This window comes from Paenibacillus sp. AN1007, from assembly GCF_040702995.1.
In the GTDB taxonomy this organism is placed as follows: domain Bacteria; phylum Bacillota; class Bacilli; order Paenibacillales; family Paenibacillaceae; genus Paenibacillus.
The window spans coordinates 1,026,270-1,044,675 of record NZ_CP159992.1 but is presented as its reverse complement, the minus strand read 5'-3'; the positions used below and the strand labels follow the sequence as shown (position 1 = coordinate 1,044,675).

15 protein-coding genes and 1 pseudogene are annotated in these 18,406 nt (G+C 47.9%); 5 read left to right on the top strand and 11 right to left on the bottom strand.

Translation table 11 applies throughout. From position 1 onward, the window contains the following. Positions 1 to 55: 55 nt before the first annotated feature. From ABXS70_RS04690 to hcp, 6 genes and pseudogenes are all read right to left on the bottom strand, one after another. Positions 56 to 2,107 carry an iron ABC transporter permease gene (locus ABXS70_RS04690; protein WP_342552241.1) on the bottom strand — a complete coding sequence of 684 codons (2,052 nt, stop codon included), beginning with the start codon at positions 2,105 to 2,107 and terminating at the stop codon, positions 56 to 58. After that, a pseudogene (locus tag ABXS70_RS04685) lies at positions 2,104 to 3,106 on the bottom strand (iron-siderophore ABC transporter substrate-binding protein). The gene ABXS70_RS04690 and the pseudogene ABXS70_RS04685 overlap by 4 nt, the downstream one beginning before the upstream one ends. Positions 3,107 to 3,335: 229 nt before the next feature. Beyond that, entirely contained in the window at positions 3,336 to 3,878 is a 543-nt protein-coding gene (locus ABXS70_RS04680) for a CueP family metal-binding protein (RefSeq protein ID WP_342552243.1), read from the bottom strand. Between the two features lie 188 nt (positions 3,879 to 4,066). After that, on the bottom strand, positions 4,067 to 4,516 hold the full coding sequence (locus ABXS70_RS04675; protein WP_342552244.1) for a V4R domain-containing protein: 450 nt from the start codon (positions 4,514 to 4,516) through the stop codon (positions 4,067 to 4,069). A 74-nt stretch (positions 4,517 to 4,590) separates the two neighbouring features. Then, a complete protein-coding gene (locus ABXS70_RS04670; RefSeq protein WP_366294207.1) occupies positions 4,591 to 5,982 on the bottom strand; it encodes a PTS transporter subunit EIIC in 1,392 nt (463 codons plus the stop codon). Positions 5,983 to 6,325: 343 nt separating this feature from the next. Next, entirely contained in the window at positions 6,326 to 7,618 is a 1,293-nt protein-coding gene (hcp, locus tag ABXS70_RS04665) for a hydroxylamine reductase (protein ID WP_366294204.1), read from the bottom strand. A 231-nt stretch (positions 7,619 to 7,849) separates the two neighbouring features. Here hcp and ABXS70_RS04660 point away from each other — a divergent pair, with 231 nt between their 5' ends. Both ABXS70_RS04660 and ABXS70_RS04655 read left to right on the top strand, forming a co-directional pair. Beyond that, complete coding sequence (locus ABXS70_RS04660) at positions 7,850 to 8,221, top strand: hypothetical protein (RefSeq protein WP_342552247.1); 372 nt, start codon at positions 7,850 to 7,852, stop codon at positions 8,219 to 8,221. 223 nt (positions 8,222 to 8,444) lie between these two features. Further along, positions 8,445 to 11,096 (top strand): cation-translocating P-type ATPase, encoded by a 2,652-nt coding sequence (locus tag ABXS70_RS04655; RefSeq protein ID WP_366294199.1) that lies wholly within the window; start codon positions 8,445 to 8,447, stop codon positions 11,094 to 11,096. A gap of 183 nt (positions 11,097 to 11,279) precedes the next feature. Here the strand turns inward: ABXS70_RS04655 and ABXS70_RS04650 are convergent, their stop codons facing one another. Then, a complete protein-coding gene (locus ABXS70_RS04650) occupies positions 11,280 to 11,660 on the bottom strand; it encodes a VOC family protein (RefSeq protein WP_342552249.1) in 381 nt (126 codons plus the stop codon). Between the two features lie 238 nt (positions 11,661 to 11,898). Between ABXS70_RS04650 and ABXS70_RS04645 the strand changes: the two genes are divergently transcribed. Further along, on the top strand, positions 11,899 to 13,248 hold the full coding sequence (locus ABXS70_RS04645) for an MFS transporter (protein ID WP_342552250.1): 1,350 nt from the start codon (positions 11,899 to 11,901) through the stop codon (positions 13,246 to 13,248). 73 nt (positions 13,249 to 13,321) lie between these two features. On the opposite strand, the gene ABXS70_RS04640 is transcribed toward ABXS70_RS04645, so the two are convergent. From ABXS70_RS04640 to ABXS70_RS04625, 4 genes are all read right to left on the bottom strand, one after another. Further along, positions 13,322 to 13,789 (bottom strand): SMI1/KNR4 family protein, encoded by a 468-nt coding sequence (locus tag ABXS70_RS04640; protein WP_342552251.1) that lies wholly within the window; start codon positions 13,787 to 13,789, stop codon positions 13,322 to 13,324. Between the two features lie 54 nt (positions 13,790 to 13,843). Then, a complete protein-coding gene (locus tag ABXS70_RS04635; protein WP_342556412.1) occupies positions 13,844 to 14,500 on the bottom strand; it encodes a DUF2625 family protein in 657 nt (218 codons plus the stop codon). Positions 14,501 to 14,565: 65 nt separating this feature from the next. Further along, a complete protein-coding gene (locus ABXS70_RS04630) occupies positions 14,566 to 15,546 on the bottom strand; it encodes a sensor domain-containing diguanylate cyclase (RefSeq protein WP_342552252.1) in 981 nt (326 codons plus the stop codon). Between the two features lie 29 nt (positions 15,547 to 15,575). Further along, positions 15,576 to 16,382: an alpha/beta hydrolase gene (locus tag ABXS70_RS04625; RefSeq protein WP_342552253.1), complete on the bottom strand. Its 807-nt coding sequence runs from the start codon at positions 16,380 to 16,382 to the stop codon at positions 15,576 to 15,578. Between the two features lie 212 nt (positions 16,383 to 16,594). Here ABXS70_RS04625 and ABXS70_RS04620 point away from each other — a divergent pair, with 212 nt between their 5' ends. Both ABXS70_RS04620 and ABXS70_RS04615 read left to right on the top strand, forming a co-directional pair. After that, positions 16,595 to 17,809: an MFS transporter gene (locus tag ABXS70_RS04620; protein ID WP_342552254.1), complete on the top strand. Its 1,215-nt coding sequence runs from the start codon at positions 16,595 to 16,597 to the stop codon at positions 17,807 to 17,809. Next, positions 17,802 to 18,368 (top strand): TetR/AcrR family transcriptional regulator, encoded by a 567-nt coding sequence (locus ABXS70_RS04615; protein WP_342552255.1) that lies wholly within the window; start codon positions 17,802 to 17,804, stop codon positions 18,366 to 18,368. Before ABXS70_RS04620 ends, ABXS70_RS04615 begins: the two co-directional genes overlap by 8 nt. The last annotated feature ends 38 nt before the right edge of the window (positions 18,369 to 18,406 follow it).

Genomic DNA, 18,406 nt, shown 5'->3' with positions numbered 1-18,406 from the left:
AATAAAAAGCACCAAACCCTATGCGTCGGGGTTTGGTGCTTTTGTACTTTCATTTTCATTTCACTGCTTTGCGCCAGTTTGAACGGTACATCAAGTATAGGAAATACGGTGTACCAATGATCGCAATCAGAATACCGGATGGAATCTCCGTCGGAGCCATCACGGTTCTGCCAATCGTATCAGCGAGCACGAGCATGACTGCTCCTGCCAATGCGGACAGAAACATCGACTGTCTCAGTTTATGTCCCGTCAGCAAACGGACCATATGCGGAGCAATCAGACCAATAAATCCGACAGTTCCTACAACGGCTACGGCTCCAGCCGCAAGCAGCACTCCTACTGTCATCGCCAGCAGACGAGTGCGGCGTACATTCATGCCAAGCCCTGAAGCGCTGTTGTCATCAAATACGAGCAGTTCAAACCTGCGAGCAAGCCACCAGGCCACTGGAACCAGAATGAGCAGGAAGAGGCCAATCACTTTGACTTGATCCCATGTCCGAGCATATGTGCTGCCCGTCAGCCAGATATAACCGCTGCTGCCGTACACGGCTCCGCGTACGATCAGAATTTGAATGCCTGCTCCGGCAATGGCCGACATCGCAATACCAAGCAGTACAACGGCTGATGGATTTAGGCCTTTTTTCCAGGAAAGCGAGAATACAACGGCGGCAGCCGCAGCCGCACCTGCAATGGCAGCGATAGGCAGGATATACATGGGGAGTCCAGGCCATAAAATGAACACCATCATGGCACCAAGTCCTGCTCCAGAAGAAACGCCTACGATTGAGGCATCCGCCAGTGGATTCCGCACTGCCATCTGGATCAGTACCCCGCTGATGGCGAGAGCGGCCCCTGCTCCTGCAGCCACCAAGGTACGCGGGATACGAAGCTGAATTAATCCGGAAAACAACCCATCTGACTGAAACAAACTTGGCAGCAGATCGGCCAGAGGAATACGCATTCCACCGAACATTGTACTAAGCAGCACCAATATTAGCGTTATTGCTGAGAATAATATGGCGACGGGCATAAAAGCAAAACGACGAACACGTCCACCTGTACTCATCGATGACGTCATCCCGGCGCCATTCCCGGTTTTCATCCGGGTAAGCACCAGCCAGATCAGCCAAGGTGCACCAATAATCGCCATTACAGCACCTGTAGGCAGTTCCATGCTGGAGTTGTGGATCATTTTGGCAAGCACATCCGCGCCCACCAGCAGCGCTGCCCCCCACACGAATACACCCGGAATCAAGAGACGACTGGAACGAACACCGCTCAGGCGAACCAGATGTGGCGCAACCAGACCCACAAAGCCGATAGGTCCAATAACACTAACGATAACCGCAGCCAAAATAACGGCAATAATTAGTCCAGCTGTTCGGGCAAGTCCGACTCTCTGGCCCAGGGAGGAAGCGGTGGATTCGTCCAGTTCCAGCATATCCCACTGTTTGGACAAAATCAGAGCCAGCAGCGTTACTCCCGCAACCCAAGGCCAAGCATAGCTCACACCTGTCCAGTCATTCTGGACGAGTGTTCCTGAACCCCACAGAAATAACCCCTGCGTTTCCATGGAGAAGAAAATATGAAGGGCGCTCGTAAATGAACCAAGCACCATGGACACAATCATACCGGATAACGCCAGCCGGACCGGAGTTGATGTACGCCCGCCACCCATAAAATAAGCCGCGAACGCAGCAAGCAAACCGCCCATGGCGGCAAAAAGAAACGGTGACTTGCTGAGTACCCCCGGAAAAAGAATCGCACCCAGCACTACGATAAAATACGCCCCCGCATTAATCCCGAGTGTATCCGAGGCTGCAAGCGGGTTGCGTGTAATAGTCTGCAGCAGCGCACCGGCAGCAGCCAGTGCACCCCCCGCAAGGATGCCGATAACGGTACGCGGCATACGCAAATCCCATACCATGTTGTGTTCAAGTGTATCTTGTCTGTTTGTAAGTGCACTCCAAACGTCATGCAAAGAAATAGCGGCCTCGCCATAACACAAGCTTACAAAAAAAAGCACGATAAGGGCGGTTAGACCGCCCCCATAAATGCTTATCATGCGCCAGTTCACAGCTGGCTTTGTTCGTTGAATCGAACTCATTTGGTAATCTCCTCGACCACACCGTCAACCAGCACCTTGGAAGAAATCGGTCCGCCAAATGTCCACGTTGTACTGCCCAGTTGGTATGTGCGCTTTTCTTTCACAAAGTTCAGACCGTTCCATACCGAGTTATTTTTCATCGCTGTGCCAAATACGTCATCATCTGGCTGCGTAATATAGATAAAATTACTGTCCTGCACTTTGGATAATGCTTCGATACCCACTGTGGTGAAACCATAGTTTTCAAGTTTGTCCGGCTGCCAATCATTCACCATGCCAATCTTGTTCAAGGTGCCCACCACGACCGAATTGTCGGTGAACATACGCAGGGAAGCTGCATTTTGATAAGTGAAGGCCTGTGTCAGTGCAAAATGGAAGTTATCTTTTCCGGCTCGCAGCCAGCTTTTCTTTTGCTTCGGCATAATGCTGATCCAGATTGTTCAACACTTCTTTGGCCTTATCTTCTTTACCCAGAGCGGTTGCAATGGTATTAAAAATGGTCGTCATCTTCTCATAGTTGTAACCGTCGCCTTCGTATGGATCAAACTCCAGTGTTGGAGCAATAGCTTTCAATTGTTCATACACGTTTGAATTGTTGTCTGCGTTAGCAATGATCAGATCCGGCTTAAGTGCTGCAATTGCCTCCATATTCGGCTCACTGCGTGTTCCGATATCTGTAACGCTATCATCCAGAGCCGCTTCATTCGTTACATACACTTTATAGTTGGCATTGTCTGCGTTCCCTACAGGCTGAACTCCTAAAGCAACAACATCCTCTGTGTACGTCCATTCCAGTGTGACAACACGTTTAGCAGGCTTGTCCAGTTTCAGTTCCCCACGTTTATGCTGCACGGTAACCGGGCCAGCAGACTCTTCAGCAGGAGCACCGCCCGAAACTGTATCTTTACTTGGTTCTGGAGCTGCAGCGTTCTTACCGCATCCTGCCAGCACCAAAACAAATGCCATCATGACTAGTAGTGCATGTAACCCTTTTTTCATCTTTCTTGTCTCCTCTGTCTGTATGTATTTATATGATAACAATTATCATTATCACCTATGGAATTCTTTTTTGTCAACGTTGTCTCATAATTTTCACATTTTTCACCGCATTAAAAAAAGGAAAGAACGGACCCTGAGGCCGTCCTTTCCTGATCTATTCTGTCCTTGTTTCTCATGAGATCATATTCAGCTTAAGGTCAGTTTAACTCGCGCTCGTGTAGAACTCCCGTTAGATTAGCTGCATTGTGGTGATGCAGGTCTGGTCCGTTTGGTATGTAGACAACTGCGTTTCAGCTGCTTTCCCGCCTTGTTCAATACGAATCAGATACGTTCGATCTCTTGGCACCCAAAAGTCCATAAATCCGTTCGTTCCGGACTGCAGCACTTCATTCTTCATCAAGGTACTGCCTTCGGAGTCCTGAATCGTCACCGTGAATTCCTCATCTGCCATCTCTCCCTGGCAGCCGGTTAAACTGTGAATTTCACAGGGATGTGTCTGCTGCACATACGGAGCAATCGACAGGAAAAATTGATCTTCTGGCAGATCATAGGTTACTTTCCGTCCGTCCGCCTCTGTTACCATCAAGGCTGCTGCACTAATCGAAGCAGACTGCGGTTTCGTTCGGCCTGTACTGATCTCCTCAACCAGCTTTGGAATATCGGACATCTCAGCCTGCTCGGTATTCTCTTGGCCTGCCTTATTAGCAGTGATATACGTTCCCAATACGATTACAATGACAGCACTGACCATGATCCATAACGGTTTTTTCATCTGGAAGCTCCCTTCTTATCCCTTCTGATTATACAAGAAAAGGAGACTTACCGGTCCATAACCAGATCTATTTCACTATATATTCACATTTTTGGTTCTTCGCTGAGATTACATGTCAGCTCATACCTACCCTGTCTATCGAAGGTTCCTGCTTACTTGACGTTAATTCTAAAGCAAGACAACTCCAATTACATCTTGATTTCATATTCACAGTATTCATCGCCGCTCACATTACATTTGGTTTCTTTCACCGAAACTCTGCGCTGCAGCATTTTGGTCAGTGCTCCTTCAAGAATTGCACCTTCCAGATCACAGACCATTTTTTCTTCTTCAAGCGCCGGCAGTCCTTTGCAGAAACAGTCATCCACCGCCACAACCATCTTATGCTCGCTTTTTTCTACGATCCGGGGAATACCGATCCGTAGATCTTCAAACAGCTGAAGCAGTTCTTCCACGGTCTGTACAGGCAGATTCTCACCTATTTTACGCCCGACGGTAAGTGTCGTTCCTTTGCCACCCATAGGAAGCCCCTGATGAAGTCCGATCAACCGAATGGTGCGAAACAGCTCCAGCGGAACCGTGTCTCCTAATTGTTTCCGATTCATCTGCTTCATATCTTCAAACGTATAATTTAACATCTGCAGCGCCATCCCTTCCTTTGTCCTTATGTCTCTATTTTGACTAAAAAGACGGATAGGTGCCTTGATTCAAATCAATGAGAAACAGTGCTTTTGTCTCTTTTTCCAGAAAAAATATAGGTCAGCACACAAGAAACTGCAAACGAGATCACAACCCCCACAGAAGCATGAAGCAGATTAAGACTGCCCGGCTTTATATACAGCGGCAGCTCCAGCAAGCTGGAACTTCCCCCTAATGCAAATGCACCAACAGATAACCATCCAAAATAAAGCCCGCCTGCAGCCCCGCCCAGCATGGCCGCAAAGAACGAAGATTTCCTTCTCATATTGACTGCATACAGTGCGGGCTCAATAATGCCGAATAGAGCTGTTCCCGATGCACAGAATGCCATGCTGCGGAATGATGCTTCTTTTGAGCGCAGTCCAGCGGCAAGGGAGGCTCCAGCTTGTGCAACCACGGCGGCCAACATGCCTGAGAGCAGTAAAGATGAACTGTTCATCAACAGTTCGTTCAAGATCACAGGAAGCAGTAAAGATGGAAGTCCAATCATCCATATCAACACGAAAAATGCACCCAACAAGACCAAAGTCAGGATCGGAGCATCAGCGACGTTCGTCTCCACAATGGGCGGCAGTTTCTCATCCAACCATTGAGCAGCGTATCCCAAGACCAGAAGCATGAATGGAACAAGAATCAGCAAAGTCAAAAAAGGAGCGAGGCCTACAGTTAACCCTTTCAGGTTTAGTCGTGCGATGCCTCTCTCCAGATAAGCGGCTGCGCAGACCGTCAGCATCACCCAAAGGATCGACGAATAAAATGTAAGCTGCGAAGCCAGCTGCTGACCGAGAAAATATACTTCTTTTTCACCTGAAAATAACGGGGCCACCTCTGGATAAAACATAAATCCGCCAATGACTGCGGCAGCATAGATATTACTCTTTAACCTGTAAGCAGTGCTGACGGCAGCCAACACGGGCAGCAGATACAAAGCACTATCTCCAATTATCCTAAAGATCGTGAATGTCTGGTTGTCCATCAAGGACGAAGAACCTTCAGAGCCTAAAGAATCGATAAACAGAATCAGAGCAGTTATAATTTTGATCACAGCTGCACCGAGAATGACAGGCATTAAAGGTCTGAACACGCTGGACACAAACTGCATCACTGAAAACTTGCCTTTTATCTTAGACATTGCTTCTTGAAGGCTTGTCTTGTCTTGACTTCCGATGCCCATTTCCTGCAGGGAATCATAAATAGCACCCGATTCATCCCTTAATCTCAATCGGCATTGTCCACCAGTGAACTGGATATCTGCTTCTACCCCAATTGAGGTAGTATATGACAAATCCATTCGCATTCTATCTTTTAAAGTGAGTGTGGTTGTTTCCAGATCCTGCTCGATCCGTATGATATTTTCCCTACCTCCCGCAAGCTTTAACCATTCGTCAATTAGATTGTCATACATCTGTATAATCTCCTTAAGATACGGTAAACCCGTGTTTTATGATGTGCCTTTATCTATATATACATTTCCATGAAAAAACTTCAATAGGATAAAAAAACTAATTCCCCTTACATTTTCATGTCTATTCGTACAAGGTATATGGACCTATTGCTGGAAAACGAATGTTCTAATGCAAGCCTGTCTTGTGGTTTACCTGAAGTAAAGCTGATCCTGCACAAACATGGCAACAGCGCAAAAAAACCGTGCAATATGCACGGCTTTGCTGTTCTTCTTGTATCCTCTGGCATTTTTATCACAGCTTTTATCCCGCCTGCTCATCCTGATTACGCAGCTTACTCAGCTCTTAGGACAAAGCCAGCATCGCATTCATATCTTCTTCCGCTGTCGTGATCAGTTTCAAGCCGAACAGGTCTACAAGAACATCCAGTACACCTTCTGAAATAAATTCAGGCGGCTTCGGTCCAATCCGGATATCCTGAATGCCAAGGCTGAACAGACCGAGAAGAATAGCTACTGCTTTTTGCTCAAACCACGACAATACGATGCTCACAGGAAGCTCATTCACCGTACAGCCAAAAGCATCAGCCAAAGCCATCGCAATTTTAACCGTTGAACCTGAGTTGTTGCATTGTCCGAGGTCGATATACCGCGGAATACCTGTGTCCCCAACGGTACCGTAATCCACATCATTAAACCGGAATTTGCCGCAAGAGGTGGTGAGAATGACGGTATCATTCGGCAGGGATGTTGCAAGCTCGCGGTAGTAGCTGCCGCCCTTGCCCGGTGCATCGCATCCTGCAATGACGAAGAAGCGCCGGATATGTCCGTCTTTGACTGCCTGGATAATCTCCGGTGCAAGTCCAATCACCGTCTCATGGTGGTAACCTGTCGTTAACACCTGTTCGGATTGTACATTCGCCGCCGGCAGTGACAGCGCACGTTCGATAAGTGGCGAGAAATCCTCTCCCGTAATCTTCGTTACACCTTCAAGTCCTGCCACTTCGTACGAGAAGAAACGATCCGCATATGTACCTTTGATGGGCATGACACAGTTCGTTGTTGCCAAAATGGCACCCGGGAATTCCTCAAACAGTCTGCGCTGATCGTACCAGGCTTTACCGATATTCCCTTTGAGGTGTGCGTACTTCTTCAACGCTGGATATCCGTGTGCGGGAAGCATTTCCGAGTGCGTGTAAATGTTGATGCCCTTGCCTTCTGTCTGGCGCAGCAGTTCCTCCAGCGCATATAAATTGTGACCTGTTACAACGATACATTGACCTTCAATCTGGTTCTGACTCACTGTGATCGGCTGCGGAATACCAAATCGATCGGTATGTGCACGATCCAGCACATCCATGATCCGAATTGCAGCATTTCCGACTTTCATCGCCATGTCCAGATGTTCCTGCTGATTAAAGTTCGAGTTCGTAAGTGTCATATATAAAGCTTCGTGTGTAATCCGATCCACTTCCGGATCGGTATACCCCAGCTGACGAGCGTGTGTTGCGTAAGCAGCGATCCCTTTCAGGGCAAAGATCATCGTATCCTGCAAACTGGCAATCGTTTCATTTTTACCACAGACCCCAATCACTTTACATCCACCGCTTGGCGTCTGTTCACATTGATAACAAAACATATAAATTCCCTCCAAACCATATTAACTCTCTTCGTTATGAAACAGCGTAACAGAGCTGAGGGAAGACAATTGTGATATTACACACAGTTTTGTAAACTAACAACCATATTCTACCTTTTTTAATTTATCTAAGACTATCATCCAACCAATTACCAGTTCCGCAGCATACTTTGAGAGCAGAGTATTCTGACCCTACGGGCAGATGCTCTACAAGCAAAGGGGGAATATGTCATGCTTCGACCATTACCGATCCTGCAGAGGTATCCTCGGCTCGCTGTTTACAGCCAGGAGAATTTCAGAGGTTTACGAAGAGTCTATCGCGGCAATCTGGGGATTTCGGATTTGGATGCTGTATTGACCGGAATCGAAAGTCTGCGTTTCTTCTCTACCAATCCAAACGCTACCCTTGTTTTGTTTGATCGTTCTCGTTTTCGGGGGAACTTTGTGATCCTCCGGGGAAATCGCAGCATCCGCGATCTGGATGATTTCTTTAGAAGAAGCGACGCTGCATCCTTGATTTCGTCCAACCGACGCTTAACTGCAGCACAGATTCGAAGAATCCAGCGGACAGGTCAACTGCCTCCCGGCTTTCGCTTGATTTAAGCCAAGCTAAGAGTCTCTTCTGTATCAAAAATCAAACCTTTCATTCCAGTGGTGCTGCGCATAAGTATCACTGGAATTATGAATAATGACATAGACAGCTGATGCTGCCCAGGCCTATCGTCAAACTACATATGAAATGTTGAAAAACAACATCATTTGGCGGTTCTAGCTTTTGTTCGTTCGGGTAATACACATATAAATCACATGTCGAGGAGCTGGTCGATTGCAACACTACAGACATAGTTCAGTGGAAGTACTGCAGGACGTTCAGAGTTCCGAACAAGGACTTGCCACGTCCGAAGCAGCAAAGAGGTTAGAATCGGCAGGATATAACGAGCTAAAGGGAAAAGACGCAGCGCCGATCTGGAAATTGTTCCTGGAAAATTTTAAAGACCCGATGGTCATCGTGCTTCTGATCGCAGCGGCTGTACAGATTGTGCTTGGACATCTGATCGAATCCCTGATCATCTTTCTCGTTATTCTGCTTAACGCTGTCATCAGCGTTGTACAGACCAAGAAGGCGGAGAGCTCCCTGGATGCCCTTCGGCAGATGTCTGCCCCGGAGGCCAAGGTGATTCGAGATGGACAGAAACAAACCCTTCCTGCACGTGAACTCGTTCCGGGCGATATCGTATTGTTAGATGCGGGAGATTATGTACCGGCGGACGGACGCATTCTGGAATCGGGCAGTCTGAAAATTAATGAAGGCATGCTGACCGGGGAATCCGAAGCAGCAGAGAAACATGCCGATATCATTCATGAAGAAGCCGGAATTGGAGATCGGTGCAACATGGCATTCAGCGGGTCGCTAGTTGTGTACGGTCGCGGCACAATCGTTATTACAGGTACGGCACTGAAAACCGAAATCGGTAAAATTGCCGAATTGATCGAAAATGCAGAAGCCAAGGAAACACCGCTGCAGCGCAAGCTGGAATCGTTCAGCAAAAAGTTGGGTTTCTTTATTCTCGGCCTGTCGATTCTTATTTTTGCCATTGAAGCTGGACGGGTGTGGCTGACGGAGGGCACCGAAAATATCGGCCCATCGCTTGTTAATGCATTAATGTTTGCTGTAGCCGTTGCTGTAGCCGCCATCCCAGAAGCACTCTCCTCCATTGTAACCATCGTATTGTCCCTCGGTACGAGCAGGATGGCCAAGCAGCATGCCATTATTCGCAGATTGCCTGCAGTGGAAGCACTGGGATCGGCAAGTATTATCTGCACGGACAAAACGGGTACACTTACTCAAAATAAAATGACCGTTGTGGATTATTACATCCCTCACGGCACCAAAGACGAATTCCCTGATGATCCCGCCGAATGGTCGGAAGAGGAACGTCGGCTCCTGCATATTGCCGTGCTCTGCAACGATTCGAACATCAACCAGGAAGGCAAGGCACTTGGCGACCCCACCGAGGTTGCACTCATCGCTTTCAGCAACCGTGTGAACAAGGATTACAACGAAATCCGTGATCAGTTTCCGCGGGAAGCCGAGCTTCCTTTTGACTCGGATCGCAAGCTGATGAGCACCGTACACACCTTTGAGGGACAGACTGCACTGCTGACCAAAGGCGGACCGGATGTACTGTTCAGCCGCTGCAGCCATGTATTTATCCACGGCGAAGTGCGGCCCCTGACCCCGGAGATTCGCACCCAGTTTGAAGAGAAGAATGAAGCCTTCTCCAAACGTGCCTTTCGGGTGCTTGCTTATGCATACAAACGTTTTGATGATAAAAAAGAAATCACTCCAGAAGATGAATCCGATCTGACATTAGTGGGTTTGACCGCCATGATTGATCCACCGCGTGAAGCGGTATACGGCTCGATTGAGGAATCGAAAAAAGCGGGTATTCGCACCATCATGATCACAGGCGACCACAAAACAACGGCCCAGGCCATCGGTATTGACATTGGGTTGGCTGACAAAGGCGACCTCGCAATCACCGGCGCCGAGCTGGATAAGATGACCGATGAAGAGCTGGATGGGCAGCTGGAGCACATCTCTGTTTATGCACGGGTGTCCCCCGAAAACAAAATCCGGATCGTACGTGCATGGCAGCGTAAAGGCAAAATTGCAGCCATGACCGGAGATGGTGTCAACGACGCACCTGCACTGAAACAGGCCGATATCGGCGTAGCCATGGGCAGTGGAACAGATGTCGCCAAAGATGCGGCAGCGATGATTCTGACCGATGATAATTTTGTATCCATCGTGAATGCAGTCAGTGTTGGACGAATGGTATTTGATAATATTAAAAAGGCCATTGCCTATCTGTTCGCCGGGAACCTCGGCGCCATTATCGCCATCCTCTTCGCACTGGTTGTCGGCTGGGTCAATCCATTCACAGCGCTGCAGCTGCTGTTTATCAATCTAGTTAACGACTCGCTGCCAGCTATTGCGCTTGGCACGGAGAAGGCTGAACCCGATGTGATGCGGCGCAAGCCGCGGGACATCAATGAGGGCATTTTTGCTGGAGGGACGCTGCAGGCCGTGATTACACGCGGGGTGCTGATCGGCGCTGCCGTGATTATATCGCAGTATATCGGACTCGGCATCTCGGAAGAGATTAGTGTCGCGATGGCGTTCACTACACTAATACTGGCACGCAGTTTGCAAACCTTTGCGGCCCGCTCCAACACTCAGACCATCTTCCAGGTTGGCTTCCTGACCAACAAATTTGTGCTTGGTTCGATCGTGGTGTGTCTCTGCCTCTACGGCATTACACTGATTCCGGGTATTCGCGGCATCTTTGCCATCCCTGACACATTCGGCTGGGATGAGTTTCTGATCGCTGGCGGCCTTGCACTTGGTGCCGTTATTTTGATGGATGTTATCAAATGGATTCGTAATCGCGGCAAACAAACCGCGGCGGCTTAGTTGACACAAGATGTACCGACGGACATCGCCATGTGCATCATAGATTGGATAAACAAACAGGCCCCTTTTGGAAGGGAGCCTGTTTGTTTATCCGGGTCTATTTTCACCTATACATAAGACTGGGCTGTCCCATGTTTCTTGTTTCTTGTTTCTTGTTTCTATTCCTGCACCTTGCTCCTCATTTTACTGCTTGATGCCAAAGGCAATCCATCGTCCATCAATATCCTCAATCACAAATTCTTTATTATTATAATCAGAATGATGGAAGGAACGAACAATCGTTACACCCGCGTCGATAAACTCCTGTTCAAGCTCTTCTTGCTGTTTCGTAATGAAATAGGCATCATATCCATAGCCATACAGTTCTCTATTCGGGATCACCTTCTGTCCATTACTTTGGGTTAAAATAATCTCGGTAGAATCACGGTACAGGCAGACATGAGGCTCCGCGGCATCCAAATATTCAACTACCCGGAATTTTAATTTTTCTTCATAGAATGCAGCCGTTCTCCGCATATCAAGGGTTGGAAACACACTGTGGGACTGCAATAAAACTGAATTCATAGAACAAGTCTCCTTAGATCAAATGGTGGGGTACTGCTTTTGTACAGGGTGCTGCACATGCTGCTGTAGTATCTTTGTTCACACCAGCAGGCCTGTTATGTATAAACGCCAAAAAATATGACACTATTGCCATATCAAAATAGGAGGCGTAAAATAGAATATTGTTTTGCCTCCAAATGGATGCTGCAAAGTCCCGCCCAGATTATACTCCAATTCTATATAAGACAGGAATGGTTACGTGAAAGAAAAAATTGTGATGCCGCTCTGGACGTGCTGCCTCTTCATCGTAGTGATGAACACCACCATGTTTAATGTTTCGCTGCCTGTCATTATCCGTGATCTTCAGATCACTTCTGACCTCGGCTCCTGGGTTATCTCCAGCTACTCCATCGGATATGCCCTGTCTACCGTGATTTACAGCCGCTTGTCCGACCGAATTCCGGTACGTAAGCTGGTCACGGTTGGGCTGCTGATTCTCGGCTGCTCGTCCCTGCTCGGTTTGTTCGCACATAACTTTGCCCTGCTGCTCACGACACGTATTCTGCAATCGGCAGGGGCCGGAGTTATGGCTGGACTCGGTCTGGTCATTGCGAGCCGTTACATTCCGGTGGAACGACGCGGCGCAGCTCTGGCGCTCATCTCATCAGGCAGCGCAATGGCTTTTGGTCTCGGCCCCATTGTCGGCGGATTGATCAGTGAGTACATGGGCTGGAACGGCCTGTTTGCTATTACGGTGCTGGTACTGCTGGCTCTGCCTGTACTGCTCTATTTTTTACCGCGAGAAACGGTGAACAGTGAGCAGCCTTTTGATTTTACCGGTGCATTACTCACCGTCATTAATGCAACAACCCTACTGGTAGCCATAACACAGCGGTCATGGATATGGTTAGTGATCGGTGCACTCTCTTTAGCTGCACATATTCTCTATATCCGTAAAGCCGCACTTCCTTTTGTAAATCCACATGTGTTCAAGGTACCAGGATTCACTAGGCTCATTATGATTGGCTTCTGCGTGCTGGTCGTTAATCTCGGGAATCTGTTTCTCATGCCGCTGGTGCTTGCGGATCTGTATCATCGTTCTCCACTTGCTATTGGTTTGTTCATCGCTCCCGGAGCGATCATATCAGCCTTCTGTACCCGTTATGTCGGGCGATGGATTGATCGTTACGGCAATATGCGATTTATGCTAATCGGACAAAGCATGCTCGCCGCCGTACTTGTGCTGTTCATGCTTGGGCTGGACCAGTCGGCGCTGATCATCACCGGAGGTTATGTGTTTTTCTCACCAGCGCTGTCTGCTTCCATGGCCTCCCTGAACAACGAAGCGTCACGCGTACTGCCCAAAAACCAGATCGGCTCAGGCATGGGTCTGCTGCAGCTGATTCAGTTTTTCGGCGGTTCGGTTTCTGTAGCGGTGTGTGGACTCCTGCTGCATGCCATACCCGGGGTATCGGTAGAAGAAGCCTACCACGTGGTATATGGATGCCTGCTGTTTGTATGCGCAGTTTCACTTTGCCTTACTCTATGGCACAGCAAAGCTGGCTCACTTCCAAATCGGGATGTAAAATCTGTATCATCAGGACGCTAATCACGACATGGAATGTACATAAAAAGGCTCGCATCGGTATGCGAGCCTTTTTACCAAACATGATTCAGCTTTATTACAGCACTGGCCGTGCCTGGAGAAGGGCGGCAAATGAAAGAAAATCGGCCGCGATCGACTTCACGTTCTCCTCCATCAACTGCTGTGCTTCTTCACTCGTCTCCGCTTCACTCTCGGCGTCCTCACGCACCATCGCCAGCTCATGCTCCATGACCAGCACAGAGGGTATACTCTTGTTCTCACGATAATCGAGCAGGTAGTTGTTACCGCTGCTTACACTCCATGCGATCGGAATAATCCGCTGCGGATCAGGATTGACTTCATCCACCAGCGCAGCATTATTCGGGATAAACCGATCATCCAGTACATGAAAACGAATGTCCCAATCCTCCGCCTCTGTATCCTGTATCAGATCAAAAGAAGCATCGGTATGCTGCCGTATAAAGTCCAGATAATCTTGTGGGAAAACAATACCATAATGAGACTGAATACGCATTACATTCACATCACTATTCTGCTCTCTCACACCGATCCGCCTTCCTCTGAGCTTGGTCCATTGTAAACGAACTCCGCCTGCACGTCATTTCCCTTCGAGCACTGTCCTCCAAGCTTCGGCAATAGGAACCGGCGCTTTGCGGCTTTTCTCTCCGCCGCCTTCTTTGGTCCACAGCGGAGGATAATAGGCAAACACCTGACCTTTGTCCAGCTGTGCCATATCCTCCTGCCAGCCTTTCCAGCGAAATGTTTCGTAAAATAACTCAATATCTCCCTCAGCCAACCAGGTCATAAACTCTGAATACGAAAGCTCTGTTGCTTCCCACTCCAAAGCATCGGGTGCGAAATAATAAATCTGGCCTGTCCCGCCGAACTTGCCAGTATCCAGCGCAAAAAAACCACCCGCTGCATCGTACGCAGCAACCATCATGCCCTGCAGTGCCTGTACACAAGGATCCGTACTCAGGCCGTTCCACCGGGTCAAACTGCCATACACACTGTCACCCCCCGCACCCAGCAGCGTGATCCATCCATGGTCCACCACGATGCCCTGCGTCTCATAAGCCACCGCTCCCAGATAGGAGCGGGTACTCACTTGAAGCTGGTACAGCGCATCCTCCCCAATCTCTGGCTGTGCCGGAGCATAGGTATATGTATTTTTCCCCTGATCGAGAAGCTCCTTGAGCTCTCCCCAGGCATGATTCTCCCGGTCGATTAATTCTTCAGCAGCTAATCTATTCATCTTGGTACCGGCTCCTTCCGTATCCATATCCATGACTCCTCAAAGCATAACATGGCATAATGCTGTCATTCAAATCTGGTATAGGCGTGTGTTACCCGATTGCGTCCGCCCTTCTTGGATGCATAGAGCGCATCATCTGCCTGTTGAAACAAGGATTGCTCTGTATCTGCTGCCGAGACTGTTGCTGCGCCAATGCTCACCGTAACCTGATATTCCCCCCAATCCGCCGAAGCCACTTGTGCACGATATCGTTCAGCGATGCTGATGGCCAGTTCCTCCCCACAATTCGCCAGAATAATCACGAACTCCTCACCACCGTAACGTGCCACTACATCCGTATCCCGCGATATGGCCTGCAGCATCCCTGCCAGATTACCGAGCACCATATCTCCGATGGGGTGTCCGTAGGTATCATTAATGCTCTTGAAGTGGTCAATATCTAATACAAGAAGCGAGAATTCGCGCTGTTTCTCATGGTAGAGAGACAGATGATGAGCCATTTTCTCCTCAAAAAACCTCCGGTTTTTCAAACCCGTCAGCAAATCCGTGGAAGCCATCGTTTCCAGCTGTTCATTCACTTTGATCAGCGCCTGCTCTTTGATTTTATACTCCTCATGCAGACGTTCCAGTTCCTTGTTGGCATCATGTGTTGCTTGATATAACTCCTGCAGCCTGGTTTTTGTGTTCAAAATATCCTTTTCGTGTTCGATCCGTTTGCGCATAATAACGACAACACAATCTACCACGTGCTGCCCGTCCCTCATTTGACGCACCCCGTTCAGCAGGACCGGAACATCCTCCTGGTCGCGATTGCGGAAAGAAAAATACATCTCGTCTACATGACCGTACAGCTGAATATACGGATAGAAATACGTATGAAAAAAAACTTTATTCGTAACCGACATCGTGGATTCAATATGTTTGCCTATAAGTTCTTCCCGTTCCCGTCCAATCATGTTCAGTAAAGTTTGGTTCACCGACAGAATCGAGCCCGAGTCCGATATCGAGAAATATCCGCAAGGTGCCGTATCTAATTGATTATCCATGAAAAAACAGCCTTTCTTTCTTCTGCATTTTATGCACTAGCCAAATAATCTTTAATCAACCGAATCGTCTCGTCCGGCTGACTCAGATGGGGATAATGCCCTTTCGCATTCATCTGCTGCAGCCTGCTGTTTTTGAGATGTGAATGCAGGTAATCCCCCACTTCCACAGGAGCAATGCTGTCATCCGCACACTGTAGAATCAACGTAGGCACAGACACCAATCCCAGTTCAATGCGGCAATCGGACAGGAACGTCACTTCGGCAAACTGCCTAGCAATGTGGGGATCCCGTGAACAAAAGCTTTTTTCCAGTTCCTGAGTCAAATCCTTACGGTCCGGGTTCTGCATCGCAATGGGTGCCATATAACTTGCCCAGCCAATAAAGTTCAACTGCATCATCTCCAGCAGCTCATCAATATCTCGCCGTTCGAATCCGCCATAATAATGGGGCAGGTCATTCAGATAACGCGGAGAAGGCCCCAGCATGACGATATTTTTGAAAAAATGCGGTGCCTGAATGGAGGCAAGCATGCCGATCATACTGCTGACGGAATGACCGACAAAGGTCACATCCCGAAGTTCCAGCGCCTCCATAATCTCCAGCACGTCCTGGGCATAACCGTGAAGATCATTATATTTAAGTGCATCGTAATAGTTAATTTGGGATTGTCCGGAACCTACATAATCAAAGAGGACAATACGGTACTGTTCAAGAAAAGCAGGAACAATGTACCTCCACATATCTTGATCGCATCCGAAGCCGTGTGCAAACACGATGGTCTGACTGCCGGTTCCCAATATGTTTACATTGTTGCGTACGAGGACGTCAACGGTCATCTCACTCACCTCTCCGAGAGTTCGTTATTTATTTTCATCAGAATATTATATCGGAAAATGTTGGGATTAGGGTTAAAAATATTAATTTATTGCACTCTATCAAAAATGAATTAATTATCTGAATTAAAAAAACGATCTTTACAACCTGACCACCGTCAGATAGAATCAATCCATTATGTCGCGCGACTACAGAACTTATTTGGAGGAATCTCATGAATACCCTGACATCAGACTCATTACCACAAAAACTGTGGGGAAAATCATTTATTTTTATCATGCTGGCCAATGCACTCCTGTTCATGGCCTTTGAAATGCTTCTTCCTACCTTACCGTTATTCGTGTCCAGTCTGGGAGGCGATGCCTCACAGATCGGACTTGTAACCGGCATTTTTATGTTCTCAGCCATATTAGTTCGACCTTTCACTTCCGTTCTGGCAGCGAAACTGAACAAAAAGTATCTCCTGATTATCGGCATCGCCATCTGTGCATTAACAACGGGTTCATACTACCTTTCGTCAGGTATAGGAACTATTCTTGTCTTACGTGTAATCCACGGATTTGGTTTTGGTTTGGCAACGACTTATTTCGCAACGATAGCTGCGGAAAATATTCCGAAAAACAGGCGCGGAGAAGGCATGGGGTATTTCGGGGTCGGGGAAACCGTCGCCATATCCATCGGTCCATTAATCGGAACCAGCCTGCTCCTTCAATATAATTATCAAAGCCTGTTTTTAGGCGGATTGTGCATCTTGTTATTGGCACTTCTGATGACCGTTTTCGTATCCAGAACGCCTCGGACAAAATGGGAAGCAGCCTCTTCAGATAATCTTTCAACCTCGGTAAAACTTATTGAGAAAAAGGTACTTTTTCCTTCATTGCTCATCCTGCTTGTTGGTATCGCAGCTGGTTCAATTATGTCTTTTGTCGCTTTGTTTGCTGCGGAGAAAGGTTTCAATAATATCGCCTGGTTTTTCTTTATTGTGGCGATTGCTAGTTTTGTGGTCAGACTATTCTCAGGAACCATGTTTGATCGTCTGGGTCCGGGATCTGTACTGCTTCCCTCGGCAGTTTTCGCTATGGCAGGGCTTCTCGTTCTGATCATTGCACAGAATCAGATCCATTTTCTGATTGCCGGCGCGCTGTACGGTTTTGGATTCGGCGCCATTTTTCCTGCCATCCAAACATGGTGTGTCAATCTCGTGGAAGAACATGAGCATGAGAATGCGATGGCTTCATTCTTTAATTTTTTTGATCTCGGGATCGGCGGCGGCTCACTGGTTCTGGGCATGCTGGCATCTGCATTCTCCTATACGGTGGTGTATACTATCTCTATCGCTGTTTTGGTGATATACATCTTGTTATATTTGATATACGCTCTAAAGCAGAAGCAGTACGAAGATCGTTCACTGGGGGTACACATTGAGTAAAAAACGAATTAAAGAGATTGCGATTCAGCATTTTAATCGTTTCGGTTACGAGGGAACAAAAATGGCACAGATTGCCGAAGAAGCCGGTATCCGTAAACAATCGCTGGCTTATCATTATTCTTCCAAGAAAGCTTTGCTGCTGGAGGTATACGAGGAAGTTGTGCAGGAGGAGCAGCAGTTTGTACAAGATTTTTTAGGCTGTTCCACTGCGGGAGATACGCTGGAGCAGAAATTATACGCCTTTTTACTGGAACATAAAAACCGATTCCTTACACAGCCAAATGTCGCCTTTATGTATATTTTGTCCTTTATGACACCGCTGGAAGTACATGATTTTATATTGGCTCAATACCGGACATATCTTGGCACCCTAAAAAAAGAAGTAACCGCTTTGTTTGCAAGTTACGAAGGGATTCGGCTGAGCCCGGAAGAAGCAACACTAGCTTTTGTCACACTGATGGACGGCCTTGATATACAGCTCGTATACGAGACAAGACAGTCGTACGAACAAGCTATGGCTATTACTTGGAATGTGTTCTGGTCAGGGATCCAAAGCTAAGGTCAGCCGCCCCCTCGTAACCTTTACACCAGTGACAA

Coding starts and splice junctions, on each gene's coding strand:
- ABXS70_RS04635 (WP_342556412.1), bottom strand. CDS start 14,500: ATGAATAGATTAGCTGCTGAAGAATTAATCGACCGGGAGAATCATGCC.
- ABXS70_RS04690 (WP_342552241.1), bottom strand. CDS start 2,107: ATGAGTTCGATTCAACGAACAAAGCCAGCTGTGAACTGGCGCATGATA.
- ABXS70_RS04625 (WP_342552253.1), bottom strand. CDS start 16,382: ATGACCGTTGACGTCCTCGTACGCAACAATGTAAACATATTGGGAACC.
- ABXS70_RS04675 (WP_342552244.1), bottom strand. CDS start 4,516: ATGTTAAATTATACGTTTGAAGATATGAAGCAGATGAATCGGAAACAA.
- ABXS70_RS04650 (WP_342552249.1), bottom strand. CDS start 11,660: ATGAATTCAGTTTTATTGCAGTCCCACAGTGTGTTTCCAACCCTTGAT.
- ABXS70_RS04620 (WP_342552254.1), top strand. CDS start 16,595: ATGAATACCCTGACATCAGACTCATTACCACAAAAACTGTGGGGAAAA.
- ABXS70_RS04630 (WP_342552252.1), bottom strand. CDS start 15,546: ATGGATAATCAATTAGATACGGCACCTTGCGGATATTTCTCGATATCG.
- ABXS70_RS04680 (WP_342552243.1), bottom strand. CDS start 3,878: ATGAAAAAACCGTTATGGATCATGGTCAGTGCTGTCATTGTAATCGTA.
- ABXS70_RS04670 (WP_366294207.1), bottom strand. CDS start 5,982: ATGTATGACAATCTAATTGACGAATGGTTAAAGCTTGCGGGAGGTAGG.
- ABXS70_RS04660 (WP_342552247.1), top strand. CDS start 7,850: ATGCTTCGACCATTACCGATCCTGCAGAGGTATCCTCGGCTCGCTGTT.
- hcp (WP_366294204.1), bottom strand. CDS start 7,618: ATGTTTTGTTATCAATGTGAACAGACGCCAAGCGGTGGATGTAAAGTG.